The 23,427-nt window shown below is 69.3% G+C and carries 20 protein-coding genes, 1 tRNA gene and 2 pseudogenes; 10 read left to right on the top strand and 13 right to left on the bottom strand.

From position 1 onward, the window contains the following. Positions 1–2: 2 nt before the first annotated feature. Positions 3–548 carry a YbjN domain-containing protein gene (locus AB8A24_RS05690; protein WP_030726566.1) on the bottom strand — a complete coding sequence of 182 codons (546 nt, stop codon included), beginning with the start codon at positions 546–548 and terminating at the stop codon, positions 3–5. Positions 549–665: 117 nt separating this feature from the next. Between AB8A24_RS05690 and AB8A24_RS05685 the strand changes: the two genes are divergently transcribed. Then, on the top strand, positions 666–1,130 hold the full coding sequence (locus AB8A24_RS05685) for a hypothetical protein (protein WP_328962354.1): 465 nt from the start codon (positions 666–668) through the stop codon (positions 1,128–1,130). Between the two features lie 30 nt (positions 1,131–1,160). Here AB8A24_RS05685 and clpB read toward each other — a convergent pair whose 3' ends face one another. Further along, positions 1,161–3,761: an ATP-dependent chaperone ClpB gene (clpB, locus tag AB8A24_RS05680; RefSeq protein ID WP_369474975.1), complete on the bottom strand. Its 2,601-nt coding sequence runs from the start codon at positions 3,759–3,761 to the stop codon at positions 1,161–1,163. A gap of 133 nt (positions 3,762–3,894) precedes the next feature. Here clpB and AB8A24_RS05675 point away from each other — a divergent pair, with 133 nt between their 5' ends. Beyond that, complete coding sequence (locus tag AB8A24_RS05675; protein ID WP_369474974.1) at positions 3,895–4,356, top strand: pyridoxamine 5'-phosphate oxidase family protein; 462 nt, start codon at positions 3,895–3,897, stop codon at positions 4,354–4,356. Between the two features lie 134 nt (positions 4,357–4,490). On the opposite strand, the gene AB8A24_RS05670 is transcribed toward AB8A24_RS05675, so the two are convergent. Further along, entirely contained in the window at positions 4,491–4,772 is a 282-nt protein-coding gene (locus AB8A24_RS05670) for a (2Fe-2S)-binding protein (protein WP_051762453.1), read from the bottom strand. A 29-nt stretch (positions 4,773–4,801) separates the two neighbouring features. Next, positions 4,802–5,056 (bottom strand): hypothetical protein, encoded by a 255-nt coding sequence (locus AB8A24_RS05665; protein WP_369474972.1) that lies wholly within the window; start codon positions 5,054–5,056, stop codon positions 4,802–4,804. Between the two features lie 102 nt (positions 5,057–5,158). On the opposite strand from AB8A24_RS05665, the gene AB8A24_RS05660 reads away from it, so the two are divergent. Further along, positions 5,159–6,226, top strand: coding sequence for a helix-turn-helix transcriptional regulator (locus tag AB8A24_RS05660; protein ID WP_328962357.1), 1,068 nt, complete (start codon positions 5,159–5,161; stop codon positions 6,224–6,226). A 151-nt stretch (positions 6,227–6,377) separates the two neighbouring features. Here AB8A24_RS05660 and AB8A24_RS05655 read toward each other — a convergent pair whose 3' ends face one another. The 4 genes from AB8A24_RS05655 to dnaK are packed head-to-tail and all read right to left on the bottom strand — an operon-like array spanning position 6,378 to position 10,571. Continuing rightward, positions 6,378–6,851, bottom strand: a complete 474-nt coding sequence (locus AB8A24_RS05655) for a heat shock protein transcriptional repressor HspR (RefSeq protein ID WP_030726584.1) — start codon at positions 6,849–6,851, stop codon at positions 6,378–6,380. 1 nt (position 6,852) lies between these two features. After that, positions 6,853–8,034, bottom strand: coding sequence for a molecular chaperone DnaJ (dnaJ, locus tag AB8A24_RS05650; protein ID WP_266382605.1), 1,182 nt, complete (start codon positions 8,032–8,034; stop codon positions 6,853–6,855). A gap of 39 nt (positions 8,035–8,073) precedes the next feature. Further along, positions 8,074–8,727 carry a nucleotide exchange factor GrpE gene (gene grpE / locus AB8A24_RS05645; RefSeq protein ID WP_030726590.1) on the bottom strand — a complete coding sequence of 218 codons (654 nt, stop codon included), beginning with the start codon at positions 8,725–8,727 and terminating at the stop codon, positions 8,074–8,076. Further along, positions 8,727–10,571 carry a molecular chaperone DnaK gene (dnaK, locus tag AB8A24_RS05640; RefSeq protein ID WP_369474968.1) on the bottom strand — a complete coding sequence of 615 codons (1,845 nt, stop codon included), beginning with the start codon at positions 10,569–10,571 and terminating at the stop codon, positions 8,727–8,729. The genes grpE and dnaK overlap by 1 nt, the downstream gene beginning before the upstream one ends. A 244-nt stretch (positions 10,572–10,815) precedes the next feature. Between dnaK and AB8A24_RS05635 the strand changes: the two genes are divergently transcribed. Further along, the gene (locus AB8A24_RS05635; RefSeq protein ID WP_328962358.1) at positions 10,816–11,349 is read left to right on the top strand and encodes a sugar transferase; all 534 of its coding nucleotides are present in this window, start codon (positions 10,816–10,818) and stop codon (positions 11,347–11,349) included. Positions 11,350–11,459: 110 nt separating this feature from the next. Further along, entirely contained in the window at positions 11,460–14,066 is a 2,607-nt protein-coding gene (locus tag AB8A24_RS05630; protein WP_369474966.1) for a heterodisulfide reductase-related iron-sulfur binding cluster, read from the top strand. 93 nt (positions 14,067–14,159) lie between these two features. On the opposite strand, the gene AB8A24_RS05625 is transcribed toward AB8A24_RS05630, so the two are convergent. Continuing rightward, positions 14,160–14,951, bottom strand: coding sequence for a hypothetical protein (locus tag AB8A24_RS05625; RefSeq protein WP_369474964.1), 792 nt, complete (start codon positions 14,949–14,951; stop codon positions 14,160–14,162). A gap of 280 nt (positions 14,952–15,231) precedes the next feature. Between AB8A24_RS05625 and AB8A24_RS05620 the strand changes: the two genes are divergently transcribed. Next, complete coding sequence (locus AB8A24_RS05620) at positions 15,232–16,146, top strand: Yip1 family protein (RefSeq protein ID WP_369474963.1); 915 nt, start codon at positions 15,232–15,234, stop codon at positions 16,144–16,146. 91 nt (positions 16,147–16,237) lie between these two features. Here AB8A24_RS05620 and AB8A24_RS05615 read toward each other — a convergent pair whose 3' ends face one another. Beyond that, on the bottom strand, positions 16,238–16,735 hold the full coding sequence (locus tag AB8A24_RS05615) for a phosphoribosyltransferase (RefSeq protein ID WP_030726602.1): 498 nt from the start codon (positions 16,733–16,735) through the stop codon (positions 16,238–16,240). Then, a complete protein-coding gene (gene dcd, locus AB8A24_RS05610; protein WP_030009868.1) occupies positions 16,732–17,319 on the bottom strand; it encodes a dCTP deaminase in 588 nt (195 codons plus the stop codon). Before dcd ends, AB8A24_RS05615 begins: the two co-directional genes overlap by 4 nt. Before the next feature lie 457 nt (positions 17,320–17,776). Here dcd and AB8A24_RS05605 point away from each other — a divergent pair. From AB8A24_RS05605 to AB8A24_RS05595, 3 genes and pseudogenes are all read left to right on the top strand, one after another. After that, positions 17,777–17,850, top strand: a tRNA-Gly gene (locus AB8A24_RS05605). Positions 17,851–18,202: 352 nt separating this feature from the next. Beyond that, positions 18,203–19,624, top strand: coding sequence for a DUF234 domain-containing protein (locus tag AB8A24_RS05600; RefSeq protein ID WP_328965907.1), 1,422 nt, complete (start codon positions 18,203–18,205; stop codon positions 19,622–19,624). A 357-nt stretch (positions 19,625–19,981) separates the two neighbouring features. Continuing rightward, positions 19,982–20,494, top strand: a pseudogene (locus tag AB8A24_RS05595) (GNAT family N-acetyltransferase); the annotation flags it as partial. Positions 20,495–20,610: 116 nt separating this feature from the next. On the opposite strand, the gene AB8A24_RS05590 reads toward AB8A24_RS05595, so the two are convergent. Together AB8A24_RS05590 and AB8A24_RS05585 are read right to left on the bottom strand one after the other, a co-directional pair. Then, positions 20,611–21,138, bottom strand: coding sequence for a histidine phosphatase family protein (locus AB8A24_RS05590; RefSeq protein WP_328962378.1), 528 nt, complete (start codon positions 21,136–21,138; stop codon positions 20,611–20,613). Continuing rightward, on the bottom strand, positions 21,135–21,965 hold the full coding sequence (locus AB8A24_RS05585; RefSeq protein ID WP_369474961.1) for a hypothetical protein: 831 nt from the start codon (positions 21,963–21,965) through the stop codon (positions 21,135–21,137). Before AB8A24_RS05585 ends, AB8A24_RS05590 begins: the two co-directional genes overlap by 4 nt. 333 nt (positions 21,966–22,298) lie before the next feature. Here AB8A24_RS05585 and AB8A24_RS05580 point away from each other — a divergent pair. Beyond that, a pseudogene (locus AB8A24_RS05580) lies at positions 22,299–22,533 on the top strand (hypothetical protein). Positions 22,534–23,427: the final 894 nt, after the last annotated feature.

Raw genomic sequence — 23,427 nt, 5'->3', positions numbered from 1 at the left:
GGCTAGCTGTTGTTGTCGCCGTTGCTGTCGTCGTCGCCGTCGGTGGAGTCGATGTCCTGCTCCAGGCCGAGCTGCTCGACGAGCCACTTGTCGAACTCGATGGACGCGCGGACCCAGCTGACCGTGGAGGACACGAAGTGCTCCAGGTTGACGCCGGTGCCGATCAGCATCTGCGCCTCACCGATCAGACGGACCGAGCCGTCGTCGTGCGTGTGGCTGTAGACCTTCGGCCACAGGGTGCGGCGGTTCCAGTCGTCGATCGACTCGAGAAGCTGCGGCTTCTCGTCGATCTTGTGCGGACGGTCGTAGAAGGTCCGCACCGAGAAGACCTGCTGCTCGTCCTCGCCGCGGAACATGAAGTACGTGCGGAACTCCTCCCACGGCGCCGCGAGGTCACCCTCGTCGTCGACGACGTACTTGAGCTCCATCTGCTCCAGCAGCTGCTTGACCAGATCCTGGTCGGGGACGACGGGGCCCGCCGGTCCTGTGGCCTGCGGATCGGGCTGCTGCCCTCCGAAGTTCGGAATCGAGGCCGGGTCGATGCTCACCGTGTTTTCCCTTCGTGCGGATACCTGCATCCTCCCCCATCGCGCCCACCTTGTGTCCAGCCCCGCACGTACGATCCGCTCCGGGCAGAACGGGTAAGAACCGAGTAAGGGGAGTGCATGGCCACGCGCGGTGCGTCGAAGGCGGTCCTGGGGGCGGCGGTGGCCGTCGGCGTCGCCGTGGGCGCCGCAGTGCTGTGGTCGGTCGTGGGGGATCCGGGCGACCCCGACGGCCCCCGGGGGACGGCCGACTGCGCGGAGGTCCTCGCCTTCGCCCGGATGGCCCCGCCGGCGGACTTCCGGGACGGGAGGTGCGACCGGAGCGCGACGGCGGACGGCCGCGCGACGGTCCTCGGCACGTTCCGCATGGAGCACGCCGATGTCGAGGCCTGGGTCGCGTCCTTCCCGAAGGCGCCGGAACGGGTCGCCTGCCCGGGGCCCCATCCGGAGAACTACGACCCGGAGAGCGAGGGCTGCTTCACCCTCGCCCACGACGCGCCGCAGCCCGGCCGGGCAGCCGGGCTGCGGCTGCGGATCACCCCGGAGGTCGGGACGACCGCGAAGGTCCGCTTCGACGCGTCCTGAGGCGACCTGAGCGACCCGCGGCCGCCCCGCTCAGAGCGCCTTGCCGACCAGCAGGTCCTCGCCCGCCACGTCGACCCGTACGGTGTCGCCGTCCCGGACCTCGCCGGAGAGGATCTCCTTCGCCAGGCGGTCGCCGATCGCCGTCTGGATCAGGCGCCGCAGCGGCCGGGCGCCGTACGCCGGGTCGTTGCCCTTGTCGGCCAGCCAGGCCAGGGCCTCCGGCGTGACGTCCAGGGTCAGCCGGCGTTCGGCCAGGCGCCGGGCCAGGCGGCCGATCTGGAGCTCCGCGATGTGCGCGAGCTCGTCCTGGGTCAGCGCGGAGAAGACCACCAGGTCGTCCAGGCGGTTGAGGAACTCCGGCTTGAAGGAGGCCCGCACCACGTCCAGGACCTGCTGCTTCTTCTGCTCCGGCGGGGTCAGCGGATCCACCAGGAACTGGCTGCCCAGGTTCGAGGTCAGGATCAGGATGGCGTTGCGGAAGTCCACGGTCCGGCCTTGGCCGTCCGTGAGCCGGCCGTCGTCCAGGACCTGCAGCAGGACGTCGAAGACCTCGGGGTGGGCCTTCTCCACCTCGTCCAGGAGCACCACGCTGTACGGGCGGCGGCGCACGGCCTCGGTGAGCTGGCCGCCCTCCTCGTAGCCGACGTAGCCGGGCGGGGCGCCGACGAGCCGGGCCACGCTGTGCTTCTCGCCGTACTCCGACATGTCGATGCGGACCATGGCCCGCTCGTCGTCGAAGAGGAAGTCGGCGAGGGCCTTGGCCAGCTCCGTCTTGCCCACGCCCGTCGGGCCGAGGAAGAGGAAGGAGCCGGTCGGACGGTCCGGGTCGGCGATACCGGCCCGGGTGCGGCGGACGGCGTCCGAGACGGCCCGTACGGCCTCGCCCTGGCCGATCAGGCGGCGGCCCAGCTCGTCCTCCATCCGGAGCAGCTTCTGGGTCTCGCCCTCCAGCAGCCGGCCGGCCGGGATGCCGGTCCAGGCGCCCACCACGTCGGCGATGTCGTCGGGGCCGACCTCGTCCTTGACCATGGAGTCCTTGGAGCTGCCGGTCTTGGAGGCCTCCGCCTCCTCCTCCGTGGCCTCGGCCAGCTCGCGCTCCAGGGTCGGGATCTCCCCGTAGAGCAGCTTGGACGCGGTGTCGAAGTCGCCGTCGCGCTGGGCGCGCTCGGCCTGGCCGCGCAGGTCGTCCAGGCGCTCCTTCAGCTCACCGACCCGGTTGAGGGACTGCTTCTCCTTCTCCCAGCGGGCGGTCAGTCCGCGCAGCTCCTCCTCCCGGTCCGCGAGGTCCTTGCGGATCTTCTCCAGGCGCTCGATGGAGGCCGGGTCGGACTCGTTCTTCAGGGCCAGCTCCTCCATCCGCAGGCGGTCCACGGAGCGCTGGAGCTCGTCGATCTCCAGCGGGGAGGAGTCGATCTCCATGCGCAGCCGGGACGCGGCCTCGTCGACGAGGTCGATGGCCTTGTCGGGGAGGAAGCGGGAGGTGATGTACCGGTCGGAGAGGGTCGCGGCGGCCACCAGCGCGCTGTCGTTGATGACGACCTTGTGGTGGGCCTCGTAGCGGCCCTTGAGCCCGCGCAGGATCGCGATCGTGTCCTCGACGGACGGCTCGGCGACCAGCACCTGCTGGAAGCGCCGCTCCAGCGCCGGGTCCTTCTCGATCCGCTCGCGGTACTCGTCGAGGGTGGTCGCGCCGACCATCCGCAGCTCGCCGCGGGCCAGCATGGGCTTGAGCATGTTGCCCGCGTCCATGGCGGAGTCGCCGCCGGCGCCCGCGCCGACGACGGTGTGCAGCTCGTCGATGAAGGTGATGATCTGGCCGTCGCTGGACTTGATCTCCGCGAGGACGGTCTTCAGCCGCTCCTCGAACTCGCCGCGGTACTTGGCGCCGGCGACCATGGCGCCGAGGTCCAGGGAGACGAGCCGCTTGTTCTTCAGGGACTCGGGGACGTCGCCCTTGACGATGCGCTGGGCCAGGCCCTCGACGACGGCGGTCTTGCCGACGCCGGGCTCGCCGATGAGCACGGGATTGTTCTTCGTACGGCGCGAGAGCACCTGCACGACGCGCCGGATCTCCTGGTCACGGCCGATGACCGGGTCGAGCTTGCCCTCACGCGCGGCTGCCGTGAAGTCGGTGCCGAACTTCTCCAGGGCCTTGTACTGACCCTCGGGATCGGGGGTGGTCACCCGCCGTCCTCCTCGTGCGTTCTCGAAGGCGTCGAGCAGCTTCTTCGCCGTCGCGCCCTGGGTGGAAAGGACCTCGCCGGCCGCGCCGCCCTTGGGGGGGGCGGGGATGAGGAGGTGTTCGGTGGAGAGGTAGTCGTCGCCGAGCTTGCCGGCCTCCGCGTCCGCCTCGGCGAGTACGGCGAGCAGTTCGCGGGTGGGCTGCGGGGGCGCGACCGTGGAGCCGGTGACGCTGGGCAGGGCGGCGAGCAGTCGCTCGGCTCCGGTCCGCACGGCGGCCTGGTCGGCGTCGGTGGCGACCAGCAGGTCGATGACGTTCTCGTTGTCCTCGCCTGCGAGCAGGGCCAGCAGGAGGTGCGCGGGAGTCAGATCCGCGTGGCCGTCCTTGACGGCCCTGCTGGTGGCCGCGTTCAGCGCGTCCCGGCTCTTGTTGGTCAGCTCGGCGTCCACGGTGTCCTCTCCTCTCCCCAAGGGGTAGTTCCGACTGGCTCCGACAACAACACTGACAATGTCAGCGTATGCAAAGTTGAGTCTATTCCACTCAAGGCAAATGAGGGCACGATCGGGCCGTACCCTTCGGGCCATGTCCCATGACGTACTCAATCCGACGCCCGAGTACCTCGCCTTCTGGCGGGAGCGGCACGTCTGCACCCTGACCACCCCGCGCCCCGACGGCACGCCCCACGTGGTGCCGGTGGGGGTGACGTACGACCCGGAGGCCGGCCTGGCCCGGGTGATCAGCAACCGGCACAGCAAGAAGGTGCGCAACATCCTGGCGGCGCAGGAAGCGCAGGACGCTCAGGCCGGGGAGGCCGGGGAGGCCGGGGAGGCGACGGCTCGGCCGGAGGGCGCGCGGGTCGCGGTCTGCCAGATGGAAGGGCGCCGCTGGGCCACGCTGGAGGGCCGTGCGGTGATCCGCACGGACGAGGCGTCGGTCGCCGACGCGGTGGCGCGCTACGCGGAGCGCTACGGGCGCACGCCGTCACCCAATCCCGACCGGGTCGTCATGGAGATCACCCTGGACCGGGCCATGGGGCGCGCGTAAGCCGTTGATTCTTCATCTTGTCCGGTTCAGGCACTGGACTTGGACATCACAACGGCGCCATCGTGGTCAGGTCCACGATGGCGCCGTTGTGTGGGGGTAGCGCCTGAGCGATCTGGAACGACGGGGGAATCGCGTCAGGCACTGCGGGGGGTGGCGGTGGTGATATCGGGTTCGAAGAGCTGGTGGTCCCGCTGATCGAGATTGACGAAGACCATTCCGTAGCGCACCTCGCAGCGGACGGGCTGCGGCGCGCCCCGCGGGCGGCGCAGGCACCGGTAGGCACGTACGTCCTCGTCCTCCTCGCGCACGACGACGATCGGTTGGCCGAACAGGGTGACCATCAACGAGTCGCCCGGGTGGGGGATGGCCGTGGCGAGATCGATGAACTGCCAGCCCGACCGGTAGGCCGAGGCCATCTCGCGGCGGAAGCCGCGATCGTCGGGGGTCACGCGGACACCGTCACAGGCGCGTCGGTCCAACCCGTATCGCCGTTCCCGCCCAGCTGGTGGCTGGTCCAGCCGGTGTCCGCGTACTTACCCGCGGGCGCCGTGGTCCAGCCCGTGTCGTCCGTGCTCGTCAGGCTCGTGCCCTGACCGTCCCTAGCGCTCCCCGCGTCACTTTCGACGGCGCTGACTGCCCCAAAAACCGCAACGGCGGAGAAAACTATGGCAAGCACCGAGCGAAGCATTCTCTTGTACATGGTCGGCTTCGTCCTCACTTGATGGAATCCTCTCCCCCGCGTGACAGACGATGGCTCATTCAGGCACGTCAATGCCACAGGGACGATGCATCATGTTCTTGCATGTTCAGGACCCTGGGGGGTGGAGATTTGACGCGAAACGAGACAAAGGCGACACATCCCCACCCTGTGACGTCCATGTGCGCCGAGGGGACGCGGCTCTACGCGACCGCGCTGAGCACCGGCCGGATCGCCCGGGGCGAGATCCAGAACGCCCCCTGCCTGCTTGAATTCGCTCTTCTGCAGCCCGACCCGGATGACGCGAACCAGCTCCGTCCGGTTCCGCCGGCCGTAGCTTTGGCTCAACGGCTCCATCCGATTGAACGCGAGATCCAGGACCGCCGACGCAGCGCTGTAGATCTCACCGACACTTTCGAGCCTTTCCTCGCCATCAGCGCACAGAGCCCGGCCAACACGCACGCCATCACGGTGCTGGAGGGCTTCGAACAGATCAACGCCGCCCTGAACCTCGCGACGGCCGAATGCCACACCGAGGTGCTGACGGTCCAGCCGGGCGGCGCCCGGCCCTCCCTGGCCCTCACCCAGGCCCTGGAACGCGACCAGCCGCTGATCGACCGCGGGGTCAGCATACGGACCCTGTACCAGCACACCGCGCGGCACAGCCAGGGCACGCTGGCCTACGTGGAACGGATCTCGACGGGCAAGGTGGAGATCCGCACCCTCGAAGAGCTGATAGAACGCCTGATCATCTTCGACCGCACGGTCGCCTTCATCCCCGTGAGCGACGACCGCCGGGTCGCCCTGGAACTGCGCCACCCGGGCCTGGTCGACTACCTCATCAAGGTCTTCGAGCAGCTGTGGCACCGGGCCGTGCCGCTCCAGGAGGAAGTGACGTACCGCAGCACCCCCGGCGGGATCTCCGGCGTGCAGCGGACCATCGCCCAGCTCCTGATCGAGGGCCACGTCGACGAGGCCATCGCGCGCCGCCTCGGCATGAACGTCCGCACCTGCCGGGCGCACATCGCCAAGCTCGCCACCACCCTCGGCAGCGGCAGCCGCGCCCAACTCGGCTACCTCATCGCCCAGGCGGGCATCCTGGGCCGGCCCTCCTGCCCGGACCAGGACGCCGACGGACATCCGGACCACGAGCCGGACCCGGAAGGCCTCTGAGGGCGCCGAGGGCGCCGAGGGCGCCGAGAGCCGCGAGCCGCGAGCCGCGAGGCCGCGAGGCCACGAGGCCGCAAGGGCTCCGAAAGCCCGCAGGCCCCGCCCTGGGAGGGGCGGGCCCGGCGGGTGTGCGAGACGGGGACCGGGGTGCCGGTCAGTCCATCGGGCGCTTGGGGCTGGGCCGCCAGACGACGAGGGCACTGCCCGGCTGCGGGGGCTGGTACGGGACCAGGTCGCGCCGGTACGAGGCGTGCACCTGGGCCTCGCGGGCCTGCAACGTGGCCGCCGCCCCGTCCACGGCCGCGGCGAGCTCGGCCACGCGCTGCTGGAGCGCGGCGACCTGGTTCTCCAGTTCGATGATGCGCTTGATGCCCGCCAGGTTGATGCCCTCGTCCTGCGACAACGCCTGCACCGTACGGAGCAGTTCGATGTCACGGGCCGAGTAGCGCCGGCCGCGGCCGGCCGTACGGTCCGGGGAGACCAGGCCGAGGCGGTCGTACTGGCGGAGGGTCTGCGGATGCAGACCGGAGAGCTGGGCGGCCACCGAGATCACATAGACCGGGGTCTCGTCGGTGAGTTGGTAGGCACCATTTCCCAGACGGGAGGACTGTCGTCGGCGGCCGTCCATGTCATGCTCCCTTCGCGGACTCGAACAGCGCGGAGCGCGGGTCCTGCGACTCCGTCGCCTCGCGGTACATCTCCAGGGCCTCGCGGGCCTTGTCGGACAGTTCGGTCGGGACCGCGACCTCCACCGTGACCAGCAGATCGCCGCGGGTGCCGTCCTTGCGGACCGCTCCCTTGCCGCGCGCCCGCATGGTGCGCCCGTTGGGGGTGCCCGGCGGCAGCTTCAGCGTCACCGAAGGGCCGTTCAAGGTCGGGACCTTGATGTCGGCCCCCAGCGCCGCCTCCGCGAACGTCACGGGCACGGTCACCGTCAGGTTGTCGTCCTTGCGGCCGAACACCGGGTGGGAACCGACGTGCACGACCACGTAGAGGTCACCGCCGGGACCGCCGCGCTCGCCCGGCGCACCCTTGCCGCGCAGCCGGATCCGCTGGCCGTCGGAGACGCCCGCCGGGATCCGGACCTGCATGGTGCGGGAGCTACGGGCACGCCCGCTGCCCTTGCAGACCTCGCAGGGGGTCTCCGCGATCAGGCCGCGGCCCTTGCAGTCCGCACAGGGGTCGGTCAGGGAGAAGCCACCGCCGCTGCCCCGCGAGACCTGGCCGGTGCCGACACAGGTCGGGCACACCCGGGGGGTGCCGTTCTTGTCGCCGGTGCCCGAACAGGCCTTGCAGGGAGCCTGGGAGGACATCCGGAGCGGGACCGTGGCCCCGTCCACCGCCTCCGTGAAGGAGAGGGTGACCTCCGACTCGATGTCCTGGCCGCGGCGCGGCTGGGTACGGGTGCCCGTACCCGGGCCGGCGCCGCGGTTGAAGAGGCCGCCGAAGACGTCACCCAGGCCGCCGCCGAAGCCGCCGGCCTGGCCGGCGCCCTGCTGCTGCCCCCCGAAGAGGTCGCCGAGGTCGAAGTTGAACGAGCCGCCGCCGCCCGGCCCGGGGCGGAAGCCACCGTTGCCGAACAGGGCGCGCGCCTCGTCGTACTCCTTGCGCTTCTTGGCGTCGCCGAGGATGTCGTTCGCCTCGGAGATCTCCTTGAAGCGCTCCTCGGCCGAGGCGTCGCCCTTGTTGGCGTCCGGGTGGAACTCGCGTGCGAGCTTCCGGTACGCCTTCTTGATCTCGGCCTCGGTGGCGTCCTTCGGGACACCGAGGACCTTGTAGTAGTCCTTCTCGACGAAGTCCTTCGTGCTCATCCCCGGTGTCCCTCCTCCCGTGCTTCTACGTGTGGTGCATCAGCCCTTGTCGGGGGCATCCGCGTCCAAGCCGTCCGGCGCTTCGCCCTCCGCGGACTCGGACTTGGGGGCCGCGCCCGGCTGGGGCTCGGCCACCGCGACCCGTGCGGGACGGATCGTACGCTCGCCGATCCGGTACCCCGGCTGAAGGATCGCCACGCAGGTGTCCTCCGTGATGTCCGGCGCGTACGAGTGCATCAGGGCCTCGTGGATCGTCGGGTCGAAGGGCTCGCCCTCCTTGCCGAACTGCTGCAGGCCCATCTTCGCGGCGACGGTCTCCAGCGATTCGGCCACCGACTTGAAGCCGCCGACCAGCTCGCCATGCTCCCGCGCCCGGCCGATGTCGTCCAGGGTCGGGAGCAGTTCCGTCAGGAGGGACGCGACCGCGATCTCCTTGACGGTGATCCGGTCCCGCTCCACCCGGCGGCGGTAGTTCTGGTACTCGGCCTGGAGCCTCTGGAGGTCCGCGGTGCGCTCGGAGAGCGCGGTACGGGCCTGGTCCAGCTGCGCCAGCAGCGCCACGTCCTGGCTTGCGTCCCCGGCCGGGGCCGCCGCCTCCTCCTTGGCGGAGTCGGCGGCCTTCGGCTCGGCGTCGTTCTGACCGGCGTCGGGGACTTCGGGCTTCTCGTCGAAGCCCGGGGTCTCCTCCGACATCAGGCAGCGCCGCCCTTCGGCTTCTCGTCGTCGACGATCTCGGCGTCGACCACGTCGTCGTCGGCCTTGGCCTGGCCCGTGTCACCGGCGCCGCCGGCGGCCTGGGCGGCCTGCGCGTCGGCGTAGATGGCCTGGCCGAGCTTCTGGCTGACCGCGGCGAGCTTCTCCGTCGCGGTGCGGATCTCGGCCGTGTCCTCGCCCTTGAGCGATTCCTTCAGCTCGGCGACGGCGGACTCGACCTCGGTCTTGACGTCGGCCGGGACCTTGTCCTCGTTGTCCTTGACGAACTTCTCCGTCTGGTAGACGAGCTGCTCGCCCTGGTTGCGGGACTCGGCCGCCTCCTTGCGGCGCAGGTCCTCGTCCGCGTACTGCTCCGCCTCCTGGCGCATGCGGTCGACCTCGTCCTTGCCGAGCGAGGAGCCGCCGGTGACGGTCATCTTCTGCTCCTTGCCCGTGCCAAGGTCCTTGGCCGTGACGTGCATGATGCCGTTCGCGTCGATGTCGAAGGAGACCTCGATCTGCGGGACGCCACGCGGGGCCGGCGGCAGGCCGGTCAGCTCGAACATGCCGAGCTTCTTGTTGTACGCCGCGATCTCGCGCTCGCCCTGGTAGACCTGGATCTGCACGGACGGCTGGTTGTCCTCGGCCGTCGTGAAGATCTCGGACCGCTTGGTCGGGATCGTGGTGTTGCGCTCGATGAGCTTGGTCATGATGCCGCCCTTGGTCTCGATGCCGAGGGACAGCGGGGTCACGTCGAGGAGCAGGACGTCCTTGACCTCACCCTTGAGCACACCGGCCTGGAGGGTGGCGCCGATGGCGACGACCTCGTCCGGGTTGACGCCCTTGTTGGCGTCCTGACCGCCGGTGAGCTCCTTGACGAGCTCGGCGACGGCCGGCATACGGGTGGAGCCGCCGACCAGGACCACGTGGTCGATCTCGGACAGCGCGATGCCGGCGTCCTTGATGACGTTGTGGAACGGGGTCTTGCAGCGGTCGAGCAGGTCCGCGGTCAGCTGCTGGAACTGGGCGCGCGTGAGCTTCTCGTCCAGGTGCAGCGGGCCCTCGGCGGAAGCCGTGATGTAGGGCAGGTTGATCGTGGTCTCCGTGGAGGAGGACAGCTCGATCTTCGCCTTCTCGGCGGCCTCGCGCAGACGCTGGAGCGCCATCTTGTCCTTGGAGAGGTCCACGCCGTGACCGTTGGCGAACTGCTTCACCAGGTAGTCGACGACGCGCTGGTCCCAGTCGTCACCACCGAGGTGGTTGTCACCGTTGGTGGCCTTCACCTCGACGACGCCGTCGCCGATCTCCAGGAGCGACACGTCGAAGGTGCCGCCACCGAGGTCGAAGACGAGAATGGTCTGGTCGTCCTTGTCGAGGCCGTAGGCCAGGGCGGCGGCCGTCGGCTCGTTGACGATGCGCAGGACGTTCAGGCCCGCGATCTCGCCGGCCTCCTTCGTCGCCTGACGCTCGGAGTCGTTGAAGTAGGCCGGGACGGTGATGACCGCGTCCGTGACCTTCTCACCCAGGTACGCCTCGGCGTCGCGCTTCAGCTTCTGCAGGATGAAGGCGCTCATCTGCTGCGGGTTGAAGTCCTTGCCATCCAGGTTGATCTTCCAGTCAGTGCCCATGTGGCGCTTGACGGAGCGGATGGTCCGGTCCACGTTCGTGACCGCCTGGCGCTTGGCCACCTCGCCGACGAGGACCTCGCCGTTCTTGGCGAAGGCGACGACGGACGGCGTGGTCCTGGCGCCCTCGGCGTTGGTGATGACGGTGGGCTCGCCGCCTTCCAGAACGCTGACGACGGAGTTAGTGGTGCCCAGGTCGATGCCGACCGCACGTGCCATTTCAATTCCTCCAGCTGACTTGAGTGGAACAGACTCAACCATGCCGCATCGCCACGCTTGCGTCAACAGAGCTGAGTCGAGTCGACTCAACCTTTAGCTAGCGCTTACGCGCAACCCTGGGAGCTCGAACCCGGCCCCGTCCGGCCTCCGGGGGTCGGCCCCCGGCAACGGAGGGACGGCCGAACGGGTCACCATGGCCGCGCGCCACCGCAAGACCGCCGGAGGCGTACGGCAGCGTGCTGGCATGCCTCTCACCCTCACCGCTCCGCGGGTGCGGACCCCCGCCGCCCCACCGGCGAAGCGGGTGTTCGACCTCGTCGGGGCACTGGTGCTGCTCGCGGCGCTCGGCCTGCCGCTCGCGGCAATCACCGCTCTGCTGTACGCGACCCTGCGCGGCCGCCCGTTCGCGCGGGAGGTCGCGGCGGGGTTGGGCGGCAGACCCTTCCGCACCTGGCGACTGCGCACCGACGACGGCGCCGGCCGGATCGGCGCGGCGCTGGACCGCTGCGCCCTCGACGGCCTCCCGCAACTGCTGAACGTGATCCGCGGCGAGATGTCACTGGTCGGGCCGCGGCCGGAGGCCCGTACCGACCGCCCCGAACGACTGCTCGTACGCCCCGGAATGACCGGATTGTGGCAGGTCAGCGCGCGTTCGGACCTCCCCTGGGAGGAGATGGCTCTGCTCGACCGGCATTATGTGGAGAACCACTGGCTCGGGATGGACCTCGCGATCCTGGCGCAGACCCCGCGCGCGGCGTACCGGCAAAGGGTCGCCTGAGCGACACAGATCACCGCACGCTCGGCTACATTGCGGCGTCGGGAATGGGTAACCTCAAGCCTTGACTTCATAAGTTACCGCTTAGTAAGTGCCGCCCGAGGAGCCCTTCCATGCAACTCGCCGCGATCATCGTGTCGCTGGTCATCACGGTGGTGGCCGTCGCGCTGTTCGGCCGTGCCACCGTGCAGATCTACCGTTTCGTGCGACTCGGCCAGCCAGTGCCCGCGGGCACGCGCACCGGCGATCCCACGCAGCGCACCATCACCCTGGTCAAGGAGTTCCTCGGCCACACCCGCATGAACCGCTGGGGCATCGTCGGCTTCGCGCACTGGTTCGTGGCGGTGGGCTTCTTCTCACTGCTGCTGACGATCGTCAACGCCTTCGGCCAGCTCTTCCAGGCCGACTGGCTGATCCCGATCATCGGTGACTGGCTGCCGTACGAGATCTTCACCGAGTTCCTCGGCCTGATGACCGTGCTCGGCATCGTCACCCTGATCGTGATCCGGCAGCTGAACCGGCCGGGCGGGGCGGGGCGCAAGTCCCGCTTCACGGGCTCCAAGACGGGCCAGGCCTACTTCGTCGAGGCCGTCATCCTGATCGTCGGCGCCTGCATCATGACGCTGCGCGCGCTGGAGGGGACCCTGCACGGCGTCGACGGCTGGGAGCCCGGCTTCTTCGCCTCGTACCCGCTGATCGCCCTCTTCGACGGGCTGAGCCTGAGCACGCTGCAGTACCTCACCTACTTCTTCGCGGCGCTCAAGATCGTCACGTCCTTCACCTGGATGATCACGGTCTCGCTCAACACCAACATGGGTGTCGCCTGGCACCGCTTCCTCGGCTTCCCGAACATCTGGTTCAAGCGGAACGCGGACGGCGCCACGGCGCTCGGCGCCCTGCAGCCGATGACCTCGGGCGGCAAGGAGATCGACTTCGAGGACCCGGGCGAGGACGACTCCTTCGGTGTCTCCCAGGTCGAGCAGTTCTCCTGGAAGGGCATCCTCGACTTCTCCACGTGTACGGAGTGCGGTCGCTGCCAGTCGCAGTGCCCGGCCTGGAACACGGGCAAGCCGCTGTCCCCGAAGCTGCTCATCATGTCGCTGCGCGACCACGCGCACGCCAAGGCCCCGTACCTGCTGGCCGGTGGCGGCAAGGACATGGAGGGCAACGAGAAGGCCACGGCGGAGCAGCTCGCCGGTGTCCCGGCCGCCGCTCTCGCGGAGGCCGAGCGCCCGCTGATCGGCACCGCCGAGGAGAACGGCGTCATCGACCCGGACGTGCTGTGGTCCTGCACCACCTGCGGTGCGTGCGTGGAGCAGTGCCCGGTCGACATCGAGCACATCGACCACATCGTCGACATGCGCCGCTACCAGGTGATGATCGAGAGCGCGTTCCCGTCGGAGGCGGGCACGATGCTCAAGAACCTGGAGAAGAAGGGCAACCCCTGGGGCCTGGCGAAGAAGCAGCGCGTCGAGTGGACCAAGGAGGTGGACTTCGAGGTCCCGATCATCGGGAAGGACGCGGAGGACCTCTCCGAGTTCGACTACCTCTACTGGGTCGGCTGCGCCGGCGCCCTGGAGGACCGGGCCAAGAAGACCACGAAGGCCTTCGCGGAGCTGCTGAACATCGCGGGCGTCAAGTTCGCGATCATGGGCGGCGACGAGAAGTGCACCGGTGACTCGCCGCGCCGCCTGGGCAACGAGCCGCTGTTCCAGCAGCTGGGCCAGGAGAACGTGGCCATGCTGAACATGGCGTTCGGCGAGGACGACGACGATCCGTCGACGAAGAAGCCGAAGTCGGCGAAGCGGATCGTCTCGACCTGCCCGCACTGCTTCAACACCATCGCGAACGAGTACCCGCAGCTGGGCGGCGAGTACGAGGTCATCCACCACACGCAGCTGCTGCAGCACCTGATCGACGAGGGCCGCCTCACGCCGGTCACGCCGGTCGACGGCCTGATCACGTACCACGACCCGTGCTACCTGGGCCGGCACAACAAGGTCTACACGCCGCCGCGCGAGATCATGTCGGCCGTGCCGGGCCTGCGCCAGCAGGAGATGCACCGCCACAAGGAGCGGGGCTTCTGCTGTGGCGCCGGTGGCGCGCGGATGTGGATGGAGGAGCGGATCGGCAAGCGCATCAACAACGAGCGCGTCGACGAGGCCCTGTCCCTGAACCCCGACATCGTCTCCACCGCCTGCCCCTTCTGCCTCGTGATGCTCACCGACTCGGTGAACGGCAAGAAGAACGACGGCCAGGCGAAGGAACACGTCCAGGTGGTCGACGTGGCGCAGCTGCTGCTCGACTCCGTGAAGGCCCCGGGCCCGACGGAGGAGGAGCTGGCCGCGCTGGCGGCGGAGGCCGAGGCGGCAGCCGCGGCGGAGGCGGAGGCAGCTGCCGCGAAGGCCGCGGCGGAGGCGGAAGCCAAGGCGAAGGCCGAGGCTGAGGCGAAGGCCAAGGCAGAGGCCAAGGCGAAGGCCGAGGCCGAAGCAAAGGCGGAAGCCGAGGCGAAGGCGGCGGCCGAAGCCGAGCCGGAGGCCGAAGCCGAGCCGGAAGCCAAGGTCAAGGCCGAGGCCGAGGTCAAGCCCGAGGCGGAGGCCGAGGTCAAGCCCGAGGCGGAGGCCGAGGTCAAGCCCGAGGCGGAGGCCGAGGCCGAGGTCAAGCCCGAGAGCGAGCCCGAGGCCAAGACCGAGCCCGAGACCGAGGCCGAGACCAAGTAGGCCGTAGGACGCAGGACACCCGCAGTACCGGAACGGCCGGTCCCCCACCCGGGGGACCGGCCGTTCCGTCGTGCAGGCAGGGAGGGGAGGGCCTCAGGCCTGGTGGCTCAGCATGGTGAAGCCCAGCCCGGCCGCACCGGCCGCCGCCGTGCCGCCGCCCGAGGCGACCAGCACCGGGCTGCCGACCCCCGCCGGGTCCACCGTGTACTTCTCGATCAGCCTGCCGTCGAAGTCGTAGACCCAGCTGTTCCCGCCGCCCTTGCCGTCGATGACGACGAACTTCACGTGCTTGCCGTCGCGGACGAGCTTGCACGTCCAGCCGTCGTGCTGGACGCTCGCACGTCGCACGTCGATCGTGGCGAGGGCGTGGCCCTTCGACGTGGAGAGCTCGACGCGCTTGCCGTTCGGGCCGTCCACGAGCTTGGCGATCCGCCCGTCGGCAAGGGTGATCCGCACGGAGCTCTCCTTCCTGATCTCCTCCTCGGGGGCGGGCTTCGGCTTCGGCTGCGGCTTCGACGCGCCGTCCATCCAGGAGGTGACCGTGCCGTTCGGCTGGAGCACGACGTGCAGGCCGTTGTTCTGCCCGTACGACGCCGCCCCGCCCTTGCCGACCAGTCTGTCCAGCTTCGTGGAGCCGGCGAAGATGTCCGCCTCGAAGTAGCTGTCGCCGATCTTGTAGACCTTGGCGACGGAACCGTCCGCCAGCTTCACGGTGGTGACGTACACGCGGACGCTCGGGGCCGGGCCGGCGGACGACTTGACCGACGGGGCCTGCGGTACGGCCGGCGAGTGCGCGAAGGCGGAGCCGACGGGGACGGCCAGGGCGGTGGCCGCGCCGGCGACGACGGCGGCGCTGCGAAGGGTGGTTCGGCGAGTGGTGCGCATGTGTGGGGCTCTTCTCGTGTCTCGTGCTCGTACTCGTTCGTCCTGCCTGGCGGCGACGAGTACGAAGCTACGGACCCGATATGTGCGTAATCCGTCGAGAACGTAACGGAAAGCCGCAGAACACACCGCAATCTCGTAAATCGGGCACTCGGCGGGGTCGCACACGGGGTGGGGACAGCCCCTCCGGGATCCCCTAAGGGATGTCACAGGTCAGCCGCAAAGGGTGGCTGTTCCGGCTGCCCGTCCACCGATGCTCGCCGGACCAGGTACGTTCGATCACGTGGCTGGATTCAGGATCGGACGCGGCAGGGACAACAACCGCTCTCCGCAACAACCCCCGCAGCAGCAGCAGTCGTACGGTCAGCAGCAACCGCCGCCGTACGGCCGCCCGCCCTACCCTCCCGTCGGCGGCCCGCCACCGCAGCAGCAGTGGCCGCAGCCGGGCCCGGGAGGTCAAGGCGAGCCGGAGTACTTCGACCCGTACGGGCAGCAGCAGCCGCACGCGCAGCAGCCCCCGTACGGCCACGGAGGCGGTGGGGGCGGTGGGGGCTACAACGACAACCCGGGGCACACCCAGGTCTTCGCCGTCGGCGAGGACCCGTACGGCCAGGGCGCGACCTACCAGGCGGGTGCGGCCTCGGCGGCGCCGTCCGGGCCGCGGCTGCCGTGGAAGGAACTGCTCCGCGGGATCGTGACGCGGCCCGGTCAGACCTTCCTCCAGATGCGCGACTACGCGGTCTGGGGTCCCGCGCTGATCGTGACCTTCCTCTACGGGCTCCTGGCGGTCTTCGGCCTCGACGACGCCCGCGAGGACGTCATCAAGGCGACCGTGCCGAAGGCCATCCCGATCGTCCTGTCCGCCGGTGTGGCCTTCGTCATCTGCGGCCTGATCCTGGGCGCGGTCACGCACACGCTGGCCCGCCAGCTGGGCGGCGACGGCTCGTGGCAGCCGACGGTGGGCCTGTCGATGCTGGTCATGTCCATCACGGACGCGCCGCGCCTGCTGTTCGCCGTGTTCCTCGGCGGCGACAACATGGTCGTCCAGGTGCTGGGCTGGGCCACCTGGGTGGCGGCCGGCGCCCTGTTCACCTCGCTGGTGAGCAAGTCGCACGACCTGCCGTGGCCGAAGGCCCTGGGCGCGTCCGCGATCCAGCTGGTCGCCCTGCTGTCGATCATCAAGCTGGGCACGATCTAGCCCGCAGCCCGCACCCCGCACACGAAAGGGCCCGCCGCGCACTGTGCGCGGCGGGCCCTCTGTGTGGTGCCGTCGTCCGTCCGTCCGCCTGTCAGGCGTCGAGGACCTGGCCCTCACGCTTGACGACGGGCGGCTCGACCGACCACGGGAAGTTGATCCACTCGTCGGTCTTCTTCCACACGTACTCGCACTTCACGAGGGAGTGGGACTTCTCGTAGATGACGGCGGAGCGCACCTCGGCGACGTGACCCAGGCAGAAGTCGTGGACGAGTTTCAGCGTCTTGCCGGTGTCGGCCACGTCATCGGCGATGAGGACCTTCTTGTCGGTGAAGTCGATCGCCTCGGGCACGGGTGCCAGCATGACCGGCATCTCCAACGTGGTCCCGACGCCGGTGTAGAACTCCACGTTCACCAGGTGGATGTTCTTGCAGTCGAGCGCGTACGCGAGGCCGCCGGCGACGAACACCCCGCCGCGGGCGATGCTCAGGATGATGTCGGGCTCGTAGCCGTCGTCGGCGATCGTCTGCGCCAGCTCGCGGACGGCGCGCCCGAAGCCGTCGTAGGTCAGGTTCTCGCGTACGTCGCTCATGCCTCGTGCCTCACCTGGGTGCGGTGGAAGTTCTGGAAGGAGCGCGAGGCGGTCGGCCCGCGCTGCCCCTGGTACCTGGATCCGTAGCGCTCACTGCCGTACGGGAACTCGGCGGGCGAGCTGAGCCGGAACATGCACAGCTGCCCGATCTTCATGCCCGGCCAGAGCTTGATCGGCAGGGTGGCGAGGTTCGACAGCTCCAGGGTCACGTGCCCCGAGAACCCGGGGTCGATGAACCCGGCGGTCGAATGCGTCACCAGGCCGAGGCGGCCCAGGCTGGACTTCCCCTCCAGCCTGGAGGCGATGTCGTCGGGCAGCGAGATGACCTCGTACGTCGAGGCGAGGACGAACTCACCGGGGTGGAGGATGAACGCCTCGTCGCCCTCCGGCTCGACCATCCGGGTCAGGTCCGCCTGCTCGATCGCCGGATCGATGTGGGCGTAGCGGTGGTTCTCGAACACCCGGAAAAACCGGTCGAGACGTACATCGATGCTGGAGGGCTGCACCATCGATTCCTCGAACGGGTCGATGCGAACCCGTCCGCTGTCGATCTCGGCCCGGATGTCTTTGTCAGAGAGAAGCACGTCCCGAGGATACGCAGAGCGCGCGGGCCACCCCCAATCGGAGCGACGACCCGCGCGCCGGCCCGGCGACTACCGCTTCGCGCCGCCCACGGGCACCGCCTGCCGCAACCGCGCGCACCGCGGACACCGCAGCAGCCGCCCGGGCCCGATCCGGCCGGCACCGAGGTGCTGCAGCGGGAAGGAGGCGGTACTGAAAACGTGCCCTTCGGCACAACGGACGACGGTGTGCTCCATCGAGTCCCTTTCCCCAACGAGCCGTACTGCGACGAATCGCCACATTAGGGGATGATCGGCACCCACTCCAGCCGCCGCTCCGCATCACACGGTACGCCCCAACTCCCGCACCCACACGTCCCGGTGTACGCCACACACGACAACGACCCCGCGGCAAATTCACCGGGGGTCGATCATGAGGTAGAGTGAGCAAAGCCAGGGATGCAGGCAACTGGCCCACTGTGCGGATGTAGTTTAATGGTAGAACATGAGCTTCCCAAGCTTATAGCGCGGGTTCGATTCCCGTCATCCGCTCCATGACAAAGCCCCAGGTCAGCGACCTGGGGCTTGTTTATTGTCTAGACCGCTCAGAGGTCGACCCGCCCCCGCGTGCCATAACTACCCTCACAGCGCACCAGGTTGGGCGGCCGGGGATGGGATCTCGGCGCGGCGAGGGTCCCACGGAGCAGACCCAGGGAGACCGCGACTGCGCGCTGGATGGGCCGCCCGTCCGCCCGATCCGGCCGTGAGCGCAACCCTCGGTGGCCGACGGCCTTCAGCAACAGCACCTCGCAGGCGACACGGACGTCAGGCGGGCGAAACGCCGGGCCGAATACTCCCAGGCGCGATAGTATCGCCGCCGATACTATCTTCGGCGGAAGCGTGTGGCGTGCGTCGATTCATCGGGCGGGAACACGAGCTGCGGGTTTTGGGCGCGGCCTTCGAGAAGGTCCGCGAGGGGGGCGGTTCCCAGAAGCCGGGCGAGTGCATCCTGCTGCGCGGACGCCGTCGGGTCGGCAAGTCGAGCCTGGTCGAGGAGTTCCTGAGCCGGACCGAGGTCCCCCACCTCTTCTTCACGGCGGCAGGGGGATCAGCAGAGGACGAGCTGACGGAACTGCTCGACGCCGTCGCCTCCTCCACCCTGCCAGAGCGGTATCTGTTCGCCGAGGAGGCTCCGACCCAATGGAACGCCGCGTTCCGGCTGCTTGCAGAGATCCTGCCCGACGACAGCCCGAGCGTGGTCGTGATCGACGAAGTCCCGTACCTCATGGACCGGATCGACGCTTTCGAAGGCATGCTGCAGCGGGCGTGGGACCGGCTGCTCAGCCGCAAGCCGGTACTCCTGCTGCTGGTCGGCTCCGATCTGTCGATGATGGAGGCGTTGAACAGCTACGACCGGCCCTTCCACCAGCGGGGACGCGAGATGGTCCTGGGGTCGCTCAATCCCGCTGACATCAGCGCCATGCTCGGCCTGGAACCGGCGGCCGCGTTCGATGCGGCACTGGTCACCGGCGGGCTACCTCTCATCTGTGCCGAGTGGGCGCAGGGGGCCTCGCTGTGGGAGTTCCTCCGCACCTCGCTCGACAATCCCATCTCCGCGCTCCTGGTCTCCGCCGAACGGTCACTGGCCGCCGAGTTCCCTCCCCAGGCGATGAGCCGAGAAGTACTGCGTGCGATCGGGCGCGGCGAGCGCACGTTCACCAACATCGCCCGGGCAGCCGGCGGAATCGCCCATACGACCCTCACCCGGGCCACGGACGTCCTGGCGGACAAGCGCGTGATCGCGGCCGAACTGCCTGTCTCCCTCCGGCCGTCGAAGGAGCGCCGCTACCGGGTGGCGGACCCGTACCTGCGCTTCTGGCTGGCGTTCCTCGATCCGCACATGGCAGAGATCGAACGCATGCGCGGCGACCTGACCCTGAGCCGGATCAAGGAACAATGGACAAGCTGGCGGGGCCGCGCCGTCGAGCCGCTTGTACGCGAATCCCTTGCCCGCCTCCTGCCCGACGACCACCTGCCCGCCGCCCCTGCCATCGGCGGATACTGGACCCGCAGCAACGACGTCGAGATCGACCTGGTCGGCGCCGACCGCCAGCCGGTGGCCAAACAACTGCTCTTCCTCGGATCGGTCAAATGGCTGGAGAACTCGGCCTTCGACAACCACGATCTCGCCGCACTGCACAAACACCGGGCAGCAGTCACCGATGATCCCGTGCCACTGATCGCGGTTTCCCGCAGCGGCGTCAACTGCGCCGGACTCCAGGCAACGTACGGCCCGGAAGAACTGCTCACCGCCTGGCGCGGAAACTGACCAGCGTGCCACTACGTGCCAGTCAGGGCGGAAAGCAGCGGTCAACAGAGGTGCGGAACGGGATCCGAAAACGAGTTCCAAGCTGGACGTTTCCGCAGGTCAACAATCTTCCAGCGCCTCAAGTACCAGGTGATTCGCAAGCTTATAGCGCGGTTCGATTCCCGTCATCCGCTCTTGAACGAAGGCCCAGGTCACCGACCTGAGCCTTCTTCGTTGTCTGGGCCTCTCGGGCCCAGCCGCGCCCTCCACGCGCCCCAACTCGCAGGCCGGCGGAGTCAGCTGCCCTGACCGGAACGCGGCAGGCGCTGGGCGCGCGTGATCAGCACCAGGGCCAACAGCAGCACCACGGCACCGGGCATGGTGAAGGCACTGCGGCAGGGGGAATCGACCGCCAGGAGACCGTGGCGATGCCGGAGGCGGCGAGCAGCAGTCCCTCACGCCCTCGCCCTCAGCTACGTCGAGGCACCCGCCCCGTTCGGTTCCGCGATGTACTCCGCGTTCGACCGGGTGACCCTGCGGGAGCGGATGGTCTACGTCCACCGGAGCCCGGTGGAGATGCCCCGGGTGCCGCGCGGGGTGACCGTACGCCGTCTGACCTCCCAGGACGCGCCAGCCCTCGAAGCCCTGGACGGGCAGGCCGCCTGGATCCACGCCACCAGGGGCCGGCCCGTCAACTTCGCCGCCTCCGGCTACGGATGGGGCGCCTTCGACCATGACGGCATCGTCTCGCTGGCCTGCACCCGCTTCCGGGGCAGCGCCTACGAGGACATCGCCGTCCTCACCCACCCCGACCGCCGCCACGAACGACTCGCGCTCGCCCGCGTCAGCGCCCTAACCGCCGACATCACCGCCCGCGGCCGCACCGTCAGCTGGTGCTGCTCGCGCGACAATCGGGCCGGCCTGCCTGCCCTCTGTTTGCCCCAATTCCGCGAGCCGCTCGGCGAGTTCCGCGGCACCTCTCCTCGGCACCGGTCGGGACCGCACCGTCAGGGGTTCGCACCGCGGGGCACGACCATGTCGGTCAGCCGGGCGGCACCAGGTTCAAGGGACGACCAGGGCCCCGGCACGCGCAGCACGGCGATCGCGGATGTCGGGAACTTCGTACGGGTCTGCTCCAGCGCGTAGCCGTCCGTCTCACTGGCAAGCAGCAGGACCAGCTCCTGCACGCCGGGGTTGTGCCCGATCAGCATCAGCGTCCGTACGTGCGCGGGGATCTCTCGTACGACGTCGAGCAACTCCCCGGCACTCGCCCGGTAGACGCGTTCCTCGTGGATCACCGCAGTGCCTGCGCCGAACTCGGCCGCGACGAGGTCCCACGTCTGGCGGGTGCGACGGGCAGGGGAACACACGACGAGGTCGGGAACACAGTCGGCTTCGCGCAGCCGGCGGCCGGCCGCCGGGGCGTCACGGCAGCCGCGCGGGGCGAGTGGCCGCTCGAAGTCGGCCACGTCCGGCGGCCAGGCCGACTTGGCGTGCCGCAGGACGACCAGCCGCCGCAAGGTGCCCGAAGTCATGGCGTCGCCGGGTGCTGGTGGCCGACCTGGCGCGCGAGGTCCAGCCCGAGTACGCGGTCGAGGAAGGCGAACGTCTCGAACTTGGCACCGGCCGGCACGTCGGCGCGCTTCGCCACGCTGACCAGCATGTCCAGGACAGCTGGGACGCCGAGATCATCGGCGAGCGCGGCATGGGCCTGTCGCAGCACGTCGGCGGGGATCGGCCTGGACGGCTCCTGTGCCCAGTCGGCCACCTGCTGCCGCCAGTGCCTCAGCATCCGCCGGGCTTCGTCGAGCGCGGCGCTGGTGACCGTGACCGGCGTGCTGTGGGCGTGCCCGAGCAACAGCATCCTCACAGCCAGCGGGTCGGTCCCCTCCGGGGCGAATGCGTCCGGGAGATCCGAGGCGAGGAGGTGGCCACGGCCTGGGACGCCCCCGTCCGGGGGTGCCGGGCTGACCTGGCCCACGTCGATCCGGACCCCGCCGACGGCGTCCTGCACTGAGGTGCCGTACGCGAGCACGTGCACGTCGGCAGCGGCGCACACCGTCTCGGTCAGATGGTGAACGTCGACGGTGGCGGGCGGGTGGATGCCGAGAACGGCCATGGCCCGTTCGAGCGTCCGGGCCGGCTCAGGCGGCAGGTCCGGCGTAGCGAGGACCGTGACGGACTGCAGCCCTTGCAGCTCCGCGGTGCGCGCCAGTACGTCGCCGACCAGGGGCGCCCGCAGGTGCACCGCGCCGATCCCGGTGTCGATGACCGGCAGGTGGACGCAAATGCGCAGCAGGTGGCGGTGTGCGGAGGGGATCTCCACGAGGCGGCCGGTGCGAGTGTCGGCGATACGCAGCATGATGCGGAGGCTAGTCGTGGAAGCCTCCGGTACGGGGGAAGACCTGACCAGAACGCCGACGTTGTGGAATACCGCGCGTCGCACGGTCGTAGGGCGCGGGCCCCATCCGTGCCCTTGGGCGGAAGCGTCGCTCGGGCGCGCTGCTGCCAGGATTCTCACGGCGATAGGTGGCCCGTACCGCCGCGAAACATCACTGGTGCCGGAGAAACGCCAGGGGCATATCATGATAAATGGGTCGATGCACTCTCACGTGCAGCGCCCGGAAGGGCGGCCCCGGCGTGTGAATGTGCCGGGGCCGTTGTGGCACCCTCGTCGCACCGCAGGGAACGGGGCATGATCCATTCAGCCGATATCCGCGAGTGGCGCGACTGCGACGTCGTCGACCCAAAAGGACACAGGATCGGCTCGCTGGAAGCGATCTACGTGCACACCGCTACCGACGAACCGGCCATGGCCACCGTCCTCACCGGCTTGCCCACCCGCCGAGCAGGAAGAAGCGATCTTCAAGCACTACGAGATGGCCTACCAGCCCGGCGCCCACGGCGAACGGAAGCTCGCGCGCCGCTGACCGCCCCGAGCCCCGTGCCAGAGGAGGTGCTCGCAATGGCGATCTTCCTGTTCCTGCTTCTCGCGGCCGTCATCCTGGGACTCATCGGCGCGGTCTCCTGATCATCGCCATCCTGCTCGTCATGGCTGACGTGGCCTTCATCGCCACACGACGGTTACGACGCTCGCATCGCGGCCACCTCCGGTAGTACTCGCAGGGGCCTTCCACCCGTGCCCCATCCGTGCCCTTCGGAGGGGTGAACAGCGGTCGACAGGGGTGCAGCGGCACCGCTCACGACGGGCCACCCAGCAACCAATATTTGCAGGCCAGAGGCCATATCGGCACTCTGAGCGCCATAGATTCCCAAGCTTATGGCGCGGGTTCGATTCCCGTCATCCGCTCTTGAACGAAGGACCAGGTCAACGACCTGGGCCTTCGTCGTTGTCTGGACCTGTGGGACCCTCCCGTGCCCTCCGCGTGCCCAACTGGCGGGAATGCCCTGCTCGGAGGGTCTGCCGCGCACCACTCGCACTGGCCCCACCGATCTCGGATCACGAGAGGCGCATTCTCGATGACCGGCGGCACACGACTGCCGATGCCGCGCGAATTCGCTTTCCCGAAGAGGTGGTTGACCGGAAGGACCAGGGGGCGGACCCGCGACGGGACCACCTGGTCCTCCTCCCCCGCCGACCCGCGGTCGGCGGCGTAGTGCGGGGGCCGGTCGCGCCGCCTTGCCGTGGGCACGTCCTGATGGACTGCACGTCGCAGCCGGCGGACACCCTTGCTCCCGAAACGCTGCACTCGGGGGGAATCAATATCTGTCCCCGCGGTCGGAGAGTTTAATGGACCCCGCAGGGAGAGTTTTTCCGCGCCGCACGCGATGGAGATATTTCACGCACACAAACAGCTACGGCG

The organism is Streptomyces sp. BF23-19, assembly GCF_041106355.1.
In the GTDB taxonomy this organism is placed as follows: Bacteria; Actinomycetota; Actinomycetes; order Streptomycetales; family Streptomycetaceae; genus Streptomyces; species Streptomyces virginiae_A.
This window is presented reverse-complemented; position numbering and strand designations above follow the sequence as displayed.

Excerpts from the sequence above, each read along its gene's own strand:
- AB8A24_RS05675 (WP_369474974.1), top strand. The coding sequence starts at position 3,895 with ATGTCCCATGACGTACTCAATCCGACGCCCGAGTACCTCGCCTTCTGG.
- dnaJ (WP_266382605.1), bottom strand. The coding sequence starts at position 8,034 with ATGAGCACGAAGGACTTCGTCGAGAAGGACTACTACAAGGTCCTCGGT.
- AB8A24_RS05635 (WP_328962358.1), top strand. The coding sequence starts at position 10,816 with ATGCCTCTCACCCTCACCGCTCCGCGGGTGCGGACCCCCGCCGCCCCA.
- dnaK (WP_369474968.1), bottom strand. The coding sequence starts at position 10,571 with ATGGCACGTGCGGTCGGCATCGACCTGGGCACCACTAACTCCGTCGTC.
- AB8A24_RS05590 (WP_328962378.1), bottom strand. The coding sequence starts at position 21,138 with ATGACTTCGGGCACCTTGCGGCGGCTGGTCGTCCTGCGGCACGCCAAG.
- AB8A24_RS05685 (WP_328962354.1), top strand. The coding sequence starts at position 666 with ATGGCCACGCGCGGTGCGTCGAAGGCGGTCCTGGGGGCGGCGGTGGCC.
- AB8A24_RS05625 (WP_369474964.1), bottom strand. The coding sequence starts at position 14,951 with ATGCGCACCACTCGCCGAACCACCCTTCGCAGCGCCGCCGTCGTCGCC.
- AB8A24_RS05615 (WP_030726602.1), bottom strand. The coding sequence starts at position 16,735 with ATGAGCGACGTACGCGAGAACCTGACCTACGACGGCTTCGGGCGCGCC.
- AB8A24_RS05665 (WP_369474972.1), bottom strand. The coding sequence starts at position 5,056 with ATGTACAAGAGAATGCTTCGCTCGGTGCTTGCCATAGTTTTCTCCGCC.
- AB8A24_RS05655 (WP_030726584.1), bottom strand. The coding sequence starts at position 6,851 with ATGGACGGCCGCCGACGACAGTCCTCCCGTCTGGGAAATGGTGCCTAC.
- AB8A24_RS05630 (WP_369474966.1), top strand. The coding sequence starts at position 11,460 with ATGCAACTCGCCGCGATCATCGTGTCGCTGGTCATCACGGTGGTGGCC.
- AB8A24_RS05585 (WP_369474961.1), bottom strand. The coding sequence starts at position 21,965 with ATGCTGCGTATCGCCGACACTCGCACCGGCCGCCTCGTGGAGATCCCC.
- AB8A24_RS05670 (WP_051762453.1), bottom strand. The coding sequence starts at position 4,772 with ATGGCCTCGGCCTACCGGTCGGGCTGGCAGTTCATCGATCTCGCCACG.
- grpE (WP_030726590.1), bottom strand. The coding sequence starts at position 8,727 with ATGTCGGAGGAGACCCCGGGCTTCGACGAGAAGCCCGAAGTCCCCGAC.
- AB8A24_RS05660 (WP_328962357.1), top strand. The coding sequence starts at position 5,159 with ATGTTCAGGACCCTGGGGGGTGGAGATTTGACGCGAAACGAGACAAAG.